The 13217-nt window shown below is 60.9% G+C and carries 17 protein-coding genes and 1 pseudogene; 1 reads left to right on the top strand and 17 read right to left on the bottom strand.

The features are described 5' to 3' along the window. The first annotated feature begins 15 nt into the window (after positions 1-15). Positions 16-309, top strand: coding sequence for a hypothetical protein (locus AWT76_RS02610; RefSeq protein WP_072244779.1), 294 nt, complete (start codon positions 16-18; stop codon positions 307-309). Between the two features lie 114 nt (positions 310-423). On the opposite strand, the gene AWT76_RS02615 is transcribed toward AWT76_RS02610, so the two are convergent. The 17 genes and pseudogenes from AWT76_RS02615 to AWT76_RS16570 all read right to left on the bottom strand — a co-directional run bounded on the left by AWT76_RS02615 (position 424) and on the right by AWT76_RS16570 (position 12960). Beyond that, positions 424-1503, bottom strand: coding sequence for a hypothetical protein (locus AWT76_RS02615; RefSeq protein ID WP_176699315.1), 1080 nt, complete (start codon positions 1501-1503; stop codon positions 424-426). Positions 1504-1515: 12 nt separating this feature from the next. Then, positions 1516-1728, bottom strand: a complete 213-nt coding sequence (locus tag AWT76_RS02620; RefSeq protein ID WP_072244827.1) for a hypothetical protein — start codon at positions 1726-1728, stop codon at positions 1516-1518. Positions 1729-1870: 142 nt separating this feature from the next. After that, positions 1871-2890: a nucleotidyl transferase AbiEii/AbiGii toxin family protein gene (locus AWT76_RS02625; RefSeq protein WP_072244781.1), complete on the bottom strand. Its 1020-nt coding sequence runs from the start codon at positions 2888-2890 to the stop codon at positions 1871-1873. Beyond that, entirely contained in the window at positions 2883-3476 is a 594-nt protein-coding gene (locus tag AWT76_RS02630; protein ID WP_072244782.1) for a DUF6088 family protein, read from the bottom strand. The genes AWT76_RS02625 and AWT76_RS02630 overlap by 8 nt, the downstream gene beginning before the upstream one ends. A 57-nt stretch (positions 3477-3533) precedes the next feature. Continuing rightward, on the bottom strand, positions 3534-4178 hold the full coding sequence (locus AWT76_RS02635; RefSeq protein WP_072244783.1) for an antitoxin of toxin-antitoxin stability system: 645 nt from the start codon (positions 4176-4178) through the stop codon (positions 3534-3536). Continuing rightward, positions 4171-4590 (bottom strand): hypothetical protein, encoded by a 420-nt coding sequence (locus tag AWT76_RS02640; protein ID WP_072244784.1) that lies wholly within the window; start codon positions 4588-4590, stop codon positions 4171-4173. The genes AWT76_RS02635 and AWT76_RS02640 overlap by 8 nt, the downstream gene beginning before the upstream one ends. Before the next feature lie 76 nt (positions 4591-4666). Next, on the bottom strand, positions 4667-4864 hold the full coding sequence (locus AWT76_RS02645; RefSeq protein ID WP_072244785.1) for a hypothetical protein: 198 nt from the start codon (positions 4862-4864) through the stop codon (positions 4667-4669). Between the two features lies 1 nt (position 4865). After that, on the bottom strand, positions 4866-5243 hold the full coding sequence (locus tag AWT76_RS02650) for a DUF6915 family protein (protein WP_072244786.1): 378 nt from the start codon (positions 5241-5243) through the stop codon (positions 4866-4868). A gap of 10 nt (positions 5244-5253) precedes the next feature. After that, the gene (locus tag AWT76_RS02655; RefSeq protein ID WP_072244787.1) at positions 5254-5745 is read right to left on the bottom strand and encodes a DUF6878 family protein; all 492 of its coding nucleotides are present in this window, start codon (positions 5743-5745) and stop codon (positions 5254-5256) included. Positions 5746-5847: 102 nt separating this feature from the next. Further along, positions 5848-6366 carry a DNA repair protein RadC gene (locus AWT76_RS02660; RefSeq protein ID WP_072244788.1) on the bottom strand — a complete coding sequence of 173 codons (519 nt, stop codon included), beginning with the start codon at positions 6364-6366 and terminating at the stop codon, positions 5848-5850. Positions 6367-6475: 109 nt separating this feature from the next. Continuing rightward, a pseudogene (locus AWT76_RS02665) lies at positions 6476-6808 on the bottom strand (JAB domain-containing protein); the annotation flags it as partial. Between the two features lie 109 nt (positions 6809-6917). Continuing rightward, the gene (locus AWT76_RS02670) at positions 6918-7907 is read right to left on the bottom strand and encodes a tyrosine-type recombinase/integrase (RefSeq protein WP_072244789.1); all 990 of its coding nucleotides are present in this window, start codon (positions 7905-7907) and stop codon (positions 6918-6920) included. Beyond that, positions 7904-8824: a tyrosine-type recombinase/integrase gene (locus tag AWT76_RS02675; RefSeq protein ID WP_072244790.1), complete on the bottom strand. Its 921-nt coding sequence runs from the start codon at positions 8822-8824 to the stop codon at positions 7904-7906. The genes AWT76_RS02670 and AWT76_RS02675 overlap by 4 nt, the downstream gene beginning before the upstream one ends. Then, complete coding sequence (locus AWT76_RS02680; RefSeq protein ID WP_072244791.1) at positions 8821-10032, bottom strand: site-specific integrase; 1212 nt, start codon at positions 10030-10032, stop codon at positions 8821-8823. Before AWT76_RS02680 ends, AWT76_RS02675 begins: the two co-directional genes overlap by 4 nt. A gap of 111 nt (positions 10033-10143) precedes the next feature. After that, positions 10144-10287 carry a hypothetical protein gene (locus AWT76_RS16565; protein WP_245638753.1) on the bottom strand — a complete coding sequence of 48 codons (144 nt, stop codon included), beginning with the start codon at positions 10285-10287 and terminating at the stop codon, positions 10144-10146. Between the two features lie 127 nt (positions 10288-10414). Beyond that, positions 10415-11614 (bottom strand): DUF932 domain-containing protein, encoded by a 1200-nt coding sequence (locus AWT76_RS02685; RefSeq protein ID WP_072244792.1) that lies wholly within the window; start codon positions 11612-11614, stop codon positions 10415-10417. 134 nt (positions 11615-11748) lie between these two features. Then, positions 11749-12960: a hypothetical protein gene (locus AWT76_RS16570; protein ID WP_141655850.1), complete on the bottom strand. Its 1212-nt coding sequence runs from the start codon at positions 12958-12960 to the stop codon at positions 11749-11751. Between the last annotated feature and the right edge of the window lie 257 nt (positions 12961-13217).

Consider the following 13217-nt stretch of genomic DNA (forward strand, 5'->3'; position numbering starts at 1 on the left):
GAAGGGAGATCCCCGATGGAAAGCACCACTTACGCCCTGCCCGCGACGCCCAAGCAGATCGCCTACGCCCGCGCGCTGGCCCTGCGCAACCAGACGCTTTTGCCGTGGGAGGTTCAGCAAGATCGGCGCTCCTTGAGCGTCTGGATCGACGCGCAGGCCAAGCTGAAGCCGGGCACGCAGGACAGCCGCCCGACATCAAAGCAGGTCGCCTTCGCCGAGCGTCTCGCCCGGATCAAACGCCGCGCCGTGCCGGATGAGTGTTTCCAAGACAAGGGGCTGATGTCGAAGTGGATCGACGGGAACAAGTGAGAGTGATCAGCTGAAAGTCAGTGAAGGGCGCGAAGCCTTGCTCGTGGAAGCTTTGGCGTAAAAACCGACTTGTGCGCTGAGCTTTAGAAACAGCGAGTATTCAATGGGAACAGCTTAGGGCTCCGACAGTGTCACGTTCGAAAGCAGATACTCCTCAAGTCGTTCGACCACTCTCAGGCAATAATCTGCAAACCGCTTCACATCCTCACCAATCAGCGTGACGGTCTCACCAGGTTCGTGATCTTCTGAGAAGCTCGCATAGTGTTCGTCTGCCACGCCGAGATTGTGGCCGAGAACGTGGCGCTTTTGAATGTTCAGACGCAGATTTTCGATTTCGAGATCGTTCAGGCCATCAAATGGGTCGATCCCAATCTTGGCAAACACACTCCTACCACGGTCAACATTCTGGAAAGCATTGCCGATCGCTTTTTTGCCGATGAGTTTTTCGACCATCTCGGGCAGATGCGTGCGAACCAAGTACGCATGAACCGTCTTCAGCGTCGCTTCAAAGGCGGTCAGAACATCTTCATGCGCGTTCCCCATGACGCGATAGGCAATCTCGCTTCTACCCTGTTCATCGAGGTCATCTGCCAGAGCAATCTGCTCCCCAACAATCTCAACCTCGCGACGAAAATGCATCGCTACGTTCGGTGCTCCGCAATCGGGACAGAACAAGGCGAGTGCGTAGACCCCGTAGGATCGACCGCATACTCCGCAATCTAGGCTGCGCAGCAAATCCTCTCGTATCGCAAGCGGTTCAACACGCCGCCGCGGCTTGTGCTCCATCTTCATGGAGATGAGGCCACCTTTTCCAAACTTGCGGTTGAAATCCTTGGCATATTCACCGAGCCAATCGCTCACATCATTTTCGACCAACCAGACCGCGTGCTTTTTCACCGCCGCAATATCATCAGCGTGTGTGAATTCCTCATCATCAGCCATATGGCCGGAATACGGACAGACCGTTTGCCCCGGCCCCGGCTCGCGACGCATGCGAGACCTGTTAACATCTGAGATCGTACGCTCTTCTGGTGCCTCACCCACTAGGAAGAGACGCGGGGCAGCATCCTCCTTTGGGGAATAATGATACACCTTGCCCGAAGGACTCGTTGGCCTGGGCAGCGAAAGTTCCATTCGATCCTGCGTTCCGCCCGTCCGATACTTTTCAAGATTGCGAAGCCTCAAGTCCTTCATGTCCTGCCTCCATCAATCTTCTTTCACGGTCGTGCGAGGGTTACGCTTTGCAAACCCCTCAGTCACGAAACGTCCGGTTTTGGCGCTGCGCGCCGACCCGGTCGCGCCGCCGCCTGTCTTTTCATAGACCGTCGTGTTGGGGCTGCGCTTTCCGTGCGCCGTGGTGACGTAGCGACCTGTGATTGCGCTGCGGTAATGCCCGTTGCCGCCTGATTTCTTTGCCATGCCCTCGGCCTCCATATCGTGTGCCAGAATCGATAACTGACCCAACATATACCATAGACGCCGCTCGGAACAAAGGTGGAACGAACCTCTCACTGCCCGAGAAGCTTTTCGCATAAAACCCGTTCCCATCGGAAAGGCTCCCTCAAGTTTTGAAAGCGGCATTCGCCCTGAGCGCGATCTCAGCACAGCGGTCCATCAAAACATCGAAGGGCTCTGGTGACGTGGCGAAGAGACCATCTTCGACCATCCGGCGGTAATCATCTGCGAGAACAATCAATGCCTCACCGCTTGGGACCAGTTGCAGATGTCCGGCTGTTGCTGCGCTGTAGTTAACTTTTGCGCCATCGGCGGTCTTTTCAGAGAAAAACATCGTCTTATGGCGAGCCACGGCATCCGCGAGCGCCCGATCTTCAGTGGCGGCAGTGGCAATGCCCGCCTCATCTAGCCTAGCAAGGTCGTGCCAGTGCCGCGAGAAGCGATCGCCGCGCAAACGTTTCTGCAAGCAGAAGACGTGGATAGCCGTCGCCTTCTCCCAGAACGTTCGCTCGGCATGCATCACGCGGGGACGAGCAACCGGAAACTCCACGCTTTCGATCACCGACGCGGCATCGCAAACAATGTCGCGCGCTGATGCCGGCTCTCCGGTAGAACGCGCGCCGAATTCCAGCATTACGCTCGGAGAAACGTATCCAGTGCCTTGGGCGAGGTGCGGGTAGTCGATGAACAGCTTGTCGCCGTCAATCCGAAGGCCGGCATCGATCCCTTCCCGATCAATTGCCTGCTGCAGGATCGGCTGGATGGTCCCGGCCACCCATTCAGGCAAAGCCTGTCGGACGCGCTTCGACCAGCGCCGCTCTTCGCTGGATGTGGCGGGCATGGCATCTTCACGGCCCTCGAGCAAATCAGGGATCAGCGCCCGGATATCGAATGTCAGATCCACATCCTCGGAAAACCGGTCAATGACCTGGTAGGCCTTCGACAGAGAGGTGCCACCCTTGAAGACGAGGTTTGTGCCGACGGGCGATCCAAACAATTGCTGGATCGCCCAGACCACCCAGACGTCCTTTTCGAGGAGGTGGGCTGGCCGGCCAAGCCGATCGGCTGCGACGCCAAGTGCATCCAGTCGGTCTTTGGCAGTGAGGCGCAGGAATGCCTCAGCCATGGACCATCCTTCCGATCAATCGTGCCAGCCAAGTCGGGAACTGCGGCGCGGCGGACACGAGTTCGGTCTTTGCCGTCTCCGTGAGCTTGGATCGCAGGATTTGCAGGGCCTTGGGAGCCTCATCCGGCCCGAGCCATGCCAGCGCACGGACGGCCTGGCCCGAGGTCTTGCTCCCAAGGGCCAACTGCCAGCGCGGCGCATGACGCAGTTCGACTGCCTGCCGGCCAAGGTTCAGCACACGGCTTCGTCCCGAGGTGAGGTAAACCGACTTGACCGGCACCTGCGTGGTCAGGCCCAAAGCGTTTGCCGCGGCAGCACCGCTCGGCACGATCGTCTCGCCCCGCTGCACAGCGAGCGCTTCAATCGCCTGTTCAGCGGACGGACTGCGCGGACCAAAGCGTGTCTGGACGGGGCGCATGTAGATGCCGCGGCCAGCGCGGATCAATTCGCCGCGCGCGGCCAGACGCGACAGCGTTTGATCGACCGCCGCGCGCGAGCCGAGGTGCAGCAGGCCCTTCGCTGCCAAGGGCACCCCCTCGGGCAACGTCGTCGCGACATTCATTATGCTCTCGGCCATGCGCTCCATGATCGCTCCTTTGTCAGAAATATACACAGATTTCTGACAGTTTTCAACCGTGCCGTCTCACCCGAAGCGGCGCCCCCCTTCGGTGAAGGTGTACTCGTTGACGATGATCCCCTCCTCTATGGCCTCGTCCGAGGTCAGGTGGCCGTATTCAGCCTGAAGCTGGCGGTAGAGCCAGCGGGCCAGATCACGCAGCGCCTCGGTCACGATCTCCTCGGCGTCTTCGGTCGGCGGCTGCCAGGTCGGGCTGTCCCGCGTGACGTCCACGGACATGGTGTATTCGTGGTAGTAGCGGCCCCGATGGCTGACCTCGGCAGCAAGCTTGTAGAAGTTGCGCCGCTGGATGGCCTGCAAGCGGTCGGCAATGCCATGCAGCGTCGCGTCGGTCGGGGCGTAGTCCCGGATGCGTGCAGCGACGCCCTTCGCGTGACCAAAGTACCCTTCGAACGACGCTCCGTCGCCCTGGCTCCAGAATCCTGAAAACCAGATGCAGGGTTTGGCCCGCGTCCCGCCGCCCATCAGCCGCACAGGCGTGGTTTTGAGCCGGACGCCGAGAATATCGCAGATGCGCTCGAAATCCTCGTAGACCGCGTCCCACCAGTCGTCGTGGGGCCCAAGCTCGCGATACCAGCTGCGCGCCCTCTCCTTGGCCGCCTCCGAGAGTTCGGGAAACTGGTAGACTGTTGTGCAGATGACCTCAGGCATCGACGTCCTCCCCGTTCAGCGCGGCGGCCAGCCATTCATGCGTGCTGGTCCAGCCGATGGATTTGCGGGCACCGAGATCGATGATATGCGCGCCGCCGCCGAAGGCGTCGAGGCGAGGCCGGGAACAGGTCAGCGCGTACTGGAACCCCCAGAGACCTGTGAGGTCGAGGTCTTCCGCAAGGCGCAGCACGAAGTGGATGACCGCCTCGACATCGCCGTGCTCGTCGTCATGGATCCAGAGGGTGCTGCCCTCGGGCGCGTCCTGGCGCTCAAGAGTGAAGCCCGAGACCTCCGGGTCATCGGCGTCCTGATCCGCGGCGCGCAAGCCCTGGAACAGGGCAAGGGCCCGGGCGGCTTTTTCGGGGCTGCCGACGTCGATCAGGCATGAGAAATGGGTGAAGTAATCCGCCATGGGGACCTCCTGAGATTGAGAAACCCGGGCCTTGGGGCCGGGCACTGGATTGAGATGAAGGGTTGGTTGGAAGCGATCAGCCGGTCGGATTGTCGCCCGATGCCTGCCGCGCGGCATGCGCGCAGAGCATCTGCCGGTAGAAGCGCTTGCGCGCCGTCCGGAAGCTGCGCACCGCGCGCGTGTCGGGGTGCAGCGCCCGGACCGCCGCGCGCAGAACTGTCTGGGGCGATGCCGTCGGCGACAGACCGAGGCGCTGATAGGCTGGATCGGTCATGTCAGCTCACCTCGACCACGGGCGAGGCGAGATGCGGATCGACCAGCGCCTCGATCCGCTCGGACCGGCCCATCCAGGGTTCGGGCCGGATGGCCTTCACCCAGTCGGCGAAGCTCGGGATGCAGCCGAGGTCTTCCTTCACGTGCTGTTCGCCGACCCAGCGGGTCGGGATGATGCGCCCGGTCGAGAGCGTGAGGGTCTGGCCGAAGATCGTCTCGGCCATGAAGATGCCCTCGGCATGATGACGGAGCGCCCGGTGCCGAAAATCGACGGTGATCTCCTTCCTCTGGTCGAACCAGGCATGCACCGCGATGAAATCATCGACCATGCCGCCCCATTTCTTCACTGAGGACAGGGCGTGGTGGTAGGGATGTGCCATCGTCGCCCCCTCAGAAATCGTGCGTGTAGAGTTCGGACGAGGTGAAGCGCTCGTTGAACTCGAGATGGATGCAGCGGGCCGCGGCGTCGAAGCAGAACTCACCCCAGGCGCCATCGTTGTTCTCCCAGCCGCCATGGGTGTCGGAGAGGAAATCGTAGGCCAGCTGCTCGACGACATCTTCCAGCGAGAGCTGCCGCATCTCCACCTCGGGGTCGTCCCAGGTGAGCGCGGCATAGGGGATTTCGGTCGCGGGAAAATCGACAGCCGTCTCACCCGCCCAGGCGCCGATGCTTTCGATCTGGCCGCTGTCACCGGCACCGTCGAAGGTCACGGTGACATGGGTGATTCCGGCGGCCATAAGGCCGTCGAACAGGCGGTCTTTGTTGCCGGGGCGCAAGGCGAGGGTCCGGGCCTCGCGTTCGGCATGCGCGGCAAGGATCGCCCCGAAATCGACGGTGGAAGGCCGCAGCGGGGCGGCCAGAGTGGGTTCAGTCTGGGTCATGGATATCTCCATTCGGTGAGGACAGGTCAGACCCCCGGGTGGCGCACTCCTCTGCGCCCCGAAGGCTCAAACCCTTCCCAGCCATCCTCTGTCTCTCGGGCGTCACGCCGCGATCTGCAGCGCCCGGGCGGCAAAGCCGCGCCAGAGCGGATCGACAAGGCGGGCATCCAGCAGATCGGCACGGTGACGCAGCCGCTGCGCCAGTTCAGGCTCGTGCCAATCAGTGGCGCGGCCAGCCTGGGCGCGAAGTTGAACGGCCTCGGTCACGACGGCCCGCGCCTCAAGAGCATTGGCGACAGGGTGGCACCAAGCCACTGCGCCATGACTGGCAGCCCCGGCAAGAACCAGTCGCTGGTCGCAATCAAGGATCGCCAGAAGCTGCGGCGCTGCATCGAGGCCGTTATCCTTTGCATGCTCAAAGGCCCCCTGCATGGCGTCGGCCAGCGTCGCAAAACGCTCAACAACCACGGGGGCAGCGGTGCCCGACATCAGGGCTGCCGGCGTCCGGTGCATCCGCGTCAGCGCGAAAGGCAGGCTGGGATCAGAAGCGACAGTTGCGCCATTTGGAACGGGCCCCATCGGGCGCGAGTTCGGCTGGATAGGCAGGGGAAGCTCAAACATGGAAATATCTCCGACGGCGCGGGAAGCCGCTCTCCCCGCCTCATCCGTCAAAGACCAAACCGCCGCCCTCTTCCTCGAAGGGGCGACGGTGATGGATCTAGCCACAGCGTCAGAGTTTGCCGAGACCCCGCAGGCTCAGCTCCGTCCCGGCGCCGACGATGATGTGGTCATGCAGCGTCAGGCCGAGAAACTTGCAGCCCTTCTGGATCTCCTTGGTCATGCTCAGATCGGCCTCGGACGGCGTGGGATCGCCCGACGGGTGGTTGTGGATCAGGATCAGGGCGCTGGCGTTCAGCATCAGCGCCCGCTTGATCACCTCGCTCGGATAGACCGGCACATGATCGACCGTGCCGGTCGACAAAAGCTCATCGGCGATGATGCGGTTCTTGCGGTCGAGATAGAGGACATGGAATCGCTCGATGGGACCTCGGACGGTCAGAGCGTTATGCCGAAGTCTGCATAACGCTTTTTATGCCGAGGCCGAGATTATGCCGATGTTGGTTTCTAGATCGTTGTTTCTGGCGGAGATCGCTGGGAAGGGGTTGGCATAATCAGAGAGCCTCGAGGAAGGCGAGGAGATTGTCAGTTGGCCGGAAGCGGCCGGGCTTCATGGTGATCGGGGCTGTCCTTTCGAGGGCTCTTTCCTTGATCTGCAGATCCGCGTGCAGGTAGATCTGGGTCGTTTCGATCTGTTCGTGGCCGAGCCAGAGTGCGATCACCGAGGTGTCGATCCCGGCGCGCAAGAGGCGCATGGCGGCAGAATGGCGCAGCACATGCATGGAGACGCGCTTCTTTGCCATTGTTGGACATTTGCTCTGCGTTTCCGCAACGTATTTGGCCAGCCTGCGCTCAAGCGCATCGCGGCTGAGGGCGCGTCCGGTCTGTGTCGGGAACAGCGGGTCCCCAGGCTGTCCCGCCCGCTCGGCAAGCCAAGCCCTTAAGATCCCGATGGTGCCGGATGTGAGCGGCGTGATGCGCTGCTTTCGCCCTTTGCCGGTGCAACTGACATGCGCACCTGCTCCGAGTTGGACATCGGCACGGGTCAGCCCGATCAGCTCAGACGCCCGCAGTCCTGTCTGGGCTGCGAGACTAAACAGCGCCGTGTCGCGCCGCCCGGTCCAAGTCGCCCGATCCGGAGCGGCCAGCAGTGCATCGATCTCGGCCTCGGCTAACCAGGTCACCAGCCGTCGCTCAAAGCGCTTCGGCGGTATTGCGAGAACGCGTTCGATGGTGGCGGCATGTTCGGGATGGCGCAGGGCTGCATAGCGGAACAGGGAGCGGATCGCGGCCAGCCGGGCGTTGCGGGTGCGCACGCCATTCTGTCGTCCGTGCTCTAGATGGTCCAGGAAAGCACCGATAAGCGGCGCATCGAGGTCGTCAATGTCGAGTCTGACCGGTGACTTGCCTTGTCGATCCGCAGCAAAGACCAGAAGCAACCGCAGGGTGTCACGATAGGCTTGAATCGTGTTGGCACTGGCCTGACGCTGGCGGACGAGGCGGTCAGTGAAGAACGCCTGCAGGGTCGTTGCGAGCTCAGTCATGCTTCACCTGTAAGGTGACGCTCAAGCCTATCGCCGGCCAAGCCCAGCAACTCTGGTGCTGCCGACAAGTACCAGTACGTGTGCTTGGGGTCGGCATGACCAAGGTAGGTGGCCAGAGTGGCCAAGCGGGAGCCGGGTGCACCCGTTCGATATCCGTCGGCGATGGTGCTGACGGCGAAGCTGTGCCGTAGATCGTGAATCCGGGGTCGGCAGGTCGGCGAACGCGGAACGATGCCGCAATAATGCAGCAGCTTCTGGAAAGTAGGCTGCACGATGTTGTAGCGCAGCCGCTTTCCAGTTGCACTGATCAAGAGAACCGGCGCGCTGGAAGGACGCGGACGATCGGATCGAAGAAGGTAGTTCTGCAAGACAGCGACTGTCGTCGGATGCAGGGGCAATGCCCGTGCCTTGTCAAACTTTCCCTTTCGGATCGTCACTATGCCGTCGCCGATATTGAGGTCGTCACTATCGAGGCCGATCGCCTCGCCAATCCGCATGCCGGTCACCGCCAGCAGGCCGATCAGCACCCGGTAGGTGGCCTGTACGTGTGATCCGGGCAAGATTTCCGTGGCGCGCATCAAGTCGGCCACCTCCTGTGGGGTGAAGAGGTAGGGCGTTGTGCGCCGTCTTCGTGCTGGAATGAGATCGTCTGGCGGCACTTCGCTGACCCCGTCGAGCGTATGCAGGTGCCGGGCGAAGATACGCACGTCAGCCAGTCGCCTATTGGTCCAAACAGGATCTGCGCCTGAAGGAAGCGTTGCCCAGGCGAGCGCTGTCACGGTCCGAACATGGGTCTCGCCACGTTCCTCTGCGAACGCAACAAACTGGCGAAGACGTCGCTCGACCTGATCCATTTTGTAGCCCAAGGCACGCCGCATCGTCAGATAATCGGCAAGGGCACTTCGGAGGTGGCTCATTGCGCGTCCTCCGGCCAAGAACGCGCGATCAGGCGCAGATTGGTGCGGTCGACCTTGGCGTAGATCGCGGTAGTTTGGGCTCGGCGGTGACGCAAAAGCTGTCCGATCTCAGACAAAGAGGCGCCGGCGCGCAATAGCTCTGTCGCTGCAGTGTGGCGAAGCAGGTGCGCATGAACGCGCCCAAGGCCAGCACGCTGGGCGGTTTCCGCCACGATGGTGCTGACCCGGCTCGGGCTGAGTGCGCGATGAGGTGCGATATGCCGGACGAAGACCATACGACCCTCAGCCTTCGTGGGTCGTGCGTGGCGCAGGTATTGGGCAACGGACTGACCGACATCTGCCGGAAGGGGTAGCCGCTCATGACGGTTCCCCTTGCCATGTACGCAGACCGTGCCAGCGCGCCAGTCGATATCATCAAGCCCAAGCTTGGCGACCTCGCTGCGCCGCAGGCCTAATCGAACAAGCAGGGTTAAAATCGCCAAGTCGCGCACGCCGTCGGTCGAGCTGATGTCGCAGGCAGCGAGAAGCCGTCGTACCTGATCGCGTTCGAGTCCCTTCGGCAGTCCTGCAAGTCGGCGGTGTAAGACTGAAGGTACAGCCGGGGCCAGCGGGCGCTCCGTGACGCCGTCGAGGTGTAGGAACCTGAGGAAAGACCGCAGCGCCGTGAGGGTCAGCTTCGCCACGCCTGTGTTCCGCGAAGGGCACCAAGCCACCACGAAGGATGTGACATCGGCGGAGGTCAGGCTCGCAAGATTGAGACCGCTATCTTGAATACGCGCGTCAAGGAATGGCCGCAGACAATCGACATAACGATCCACTGTCGTCCCACTAAGACCACGCTCTGATCTCAGGAATCGCCGGTACTGGTCCAAGATTGGACCAGCGGGGCCGAGTTCCTTGAGTGCTTCGGGGTTGGGCACCAAGCCCAGCCCGCGCAAATGGTGGAGAATGTGACCCAGTGCCTTGGGCGTCTTTAGCTTGCGCACCCCTGCGGCGCGACGATCGCCCATGAACCGATTAACCTGAACCTCCGATAAATTGCTCAGCTCCATCTGCTGGCCCGCTAGCCAAGAGAGCAAATCATTCAACAGCCTGCGCTGCTTCCAGATCGTGTCAGCGGCGTAGCCTAGCTTATGCAAATTCTCCTCGAGGCCCACGGAAAGGGCCGTGACAGGGTTCTTGACCCGTTTCTTCTTGAGTTTGTTCATCGTGAGGTCTCCTCGTTTCGATGCGAAAAAGGAGACGATACCAAGCTTCAGGCCCGAGGATTATGCCAACAGGAATGATGTCGATTGCTTCTTATTCAGATGCTTACACGGCTATGTCGGCATAATCCTAGCATCGGCATAAAAAGCGCAATAGTCCATCAGCGCTTGCCAGCTCCCGATCACCGGGTTCTGGCTGAGGTAACGGCCGAGGATATCGCGGGCCTCGAGAATGACGGTTTCTTCTTGGGGGGTCATGGGCGTCTCGCTGAAATGCGCACACCGAAGCCCCCTGCCCTTTCGGGGCAAAGCCAGCGGCGTGCATGTTGAGAAAAAGGCTACAGCGACCGCCCCGGTGTCGGGCGATCGCTGCGTGGGGGCTCTGTCAGCCGACCCGGTCGAGGAGCTTCTTCGCGCGCCCTTCCATTTCGAGGCGCGCATCCTGCTGGGTCTTGTCGCGCGCAAGCCGCGTGATGCCCTGCACGAAGTCGAAGATACTCTCGGGCGGGCGGCCCTCTTCCATCAGCACCTTCTCGATGATCTTGCCGGACTCCGCCTTCGAGAAGCCCCGCTTGCGCAGGAAATCCGCGCGATCCTCATCGCTGCGCGCCACGATCTGCTGCCGCGCGGCCTTGATGCCGTTCACGAAGCCCTGCGGCGAGGAATTGGCGAAGCGCGTCAGCGCCGGGGCCGCCTCATGGGCAAAGCGGGAGGCGGCGTATTTCGAATGCCGGATGCGGATCTCCTGAAAATCCTCGACCCCCCACAGATTCCTGTTTTGACACACCGCCCGCAGGTAGAAGCTCGCCATGCCGAGGGTTTTTGCGCCCACCTCCGAATTCCAGCAGTAGAAGCCCCGGAAGTAGAGATCGGGGGAGCCGTCCGGCAGCTTGCCCGCCTCGATCGGGTTGCGATCATCGACCAGGAACAGGAAGACGTCGCGGTCCGAGGCATAGAGCGTGGTCGTGTCGCGGCTGATCTCGACATCGGGGTTGTAGACCCCGGTCGACCAGTCCAGCACGCCCGGCACCTTCCAGCGCGTGTCACCGGTGCCATTGCCCGCGATGCGCTGCACCGCCTCGACCAGCTCGTGGTCATGGATGCGGCCATAATCGGGGCCGGTCACGGCGCGCAACTCCGTGCGGCCATCTTCGGTCTCAAAGGTCTTGACCTGCTCAGCGCGGTGGTTGGTCAGGCCATATTGCAGGTTGATCCCCGCCAGCGGCGCGGGCAACTGCCGCAGATAGGAGGCCGGCGCGCCGACAATGCTGGCAAGCTGGCCGAACGCCCAATGCGTCGGCGCGACAGGCGCCTCGGCTTTCGGCAGCATCAGGTGCAACCGCTCGGGGTTGTCGCGCGCGGCCTCGACCTGGATATCCGCCGTCTGCACCACACGGCTGCGGCTGCGCTCCGACCGGCCTTTCACATTGGCCCAGAGATCATCGAGCGACAGATACCGCTCGTCATCCGGCCGGTTGAACCACTCGGACGACACCCGCCCGTTCCGTTCACCCCGGCTCACATCCACTTTCCAGCCACCAGCCCGCGCCGGCTGTACCGGATCCAGAACTTCTACAACGCCCATCGGCTATCTCCCGTGACAGGCGCCGGGAGCCACTCTCCCAGCCTTCAACCCGTCACCGGGAAACCGGCACTCCTCTTACTCTCGAAAGATTCTTAGAAGGCAGAAATGCGGGCAATCGTAGTTTCGGGCAATCATCAACCGTCGTCGTCTTTTCTGGAAACCCGCCCAAGCCTTGAGAGCATACGTGCCCACTCACCTACATCGGTGGAGAGCTGAGCTTCGGGTTCGGAACGTAGCTTGCTAATTTTATTGGCTGATTGCGAAACCGAATTGCCAGACAGGGTTCCTGATGAACGTGGGCGCTTCTTGGCGCGTGCATGTGGTTGCGGCTTCCGAGCCTTTTGAGGTTTGCTACCTGAGGTTCGTTTCTTTTGCCTAACTGGTTTCACTTGGGAGACGCCAGATAACGCAATCAGAAAAAAAGCAAGGCGAGGAGTCCAATGCGAACCATCAGCAGTCACACGGCCTGTTTCATTCAAATAGTGGGAAACAAGTTTGGGCCCCACTATCCCCTTTTTGGCGAAATCTTCGAGGACAGAACGCAATGTTCCTGACATGTTGGCAGTTCGGCCGCTTCCTAACCCAAAGTGCCTCCTCTCGGATGGCATAAGTTCTGAAACCTCATTGGGAATAACACTTGGGTCAAGATCCTTCTCCAGCGCCTCGAAGTCCATTATCCGGTCACCGTTGGTAACCTCGATGTCTTCAAGTGACAATGGATGCAGAAAAGAGAACGCCTCTCCACGGCGACTGACGAGGTCGCCTTCAGATAGAAGCGGCTGATCACAGTAAATGAAGAAACGATGTTTCTGATGATTTTCACTTGAAAGGTCTTCAACCTGAACTTCCATCAGGAAGTCTGCAAAATGGACTTCAACTACCACTGCAAGCTTCCACGATTTTTTTCTGGCTTGCCGACCTACAGGTAGTATTCTCTGGTCGATTTTTTGCTCGGCACCAAGAATTTCTTTGATTTCAGCAACTGGTCGGCTGGAGGGGCGAGCACGCACAGAGCCAGAGGCGGGGCGCCCGTTGTCGGTGCAAGGGTGCTTCGCCCAGGGTTTTCCAAGTTCATCAAAGAAGACGCGGCTACCGTGTTCATTGGAATAAAAATAGACGGGCTGACCGCAGACGGGGCAGGATGCATTGGGATTGACGAAGCAGCGAGAGTAGCTTGTTGCACCGTAGCCTTTCAGCGTCTGCGTCGCATGGCGCTTTTCATACTCGGAGTAGATCGGCCGAAGTGTCTTTATTTCGGGCGCGACGGAGGCACCTCCACCGTTTCGGTTACCGCCGCCAACGCACCACCCACATGTGCACCAAGGGTAATGATTGTGTCCGGTCAATTTGGCACCAAAATTCCAATACTAGTTGCAGAAATTTGCATCATTAATGCTCATTTCGGAAGTCCCCTTCCCCAGTTTCTATCAGCCTCGAAACACGTATCGAGGCTTCGCAGCCTTCCACCAAGCATAATGCTTGGTGGAAGGCTGCGAAGCGAACGAATGCGCGTGCAACGTGGATCCGTCCCGGCGAGGGCACTTTGTGCTCTAAGCCGCCTCGCTGCAATCCCGCGAACCCGGCAGGTTGCCCCACCGGGCCC

This window comes from Roseibaca calidilacus (genome assembly GCF_001517585.1).
Classification (GTDB): domain Bacteria; phylum Pseudomonadota; class Alphaproteobacteria; order Rhodobacterales; family Rhodobacteraceae; genus Roseinatronobacter; species Roseinatronobacter calidilacus.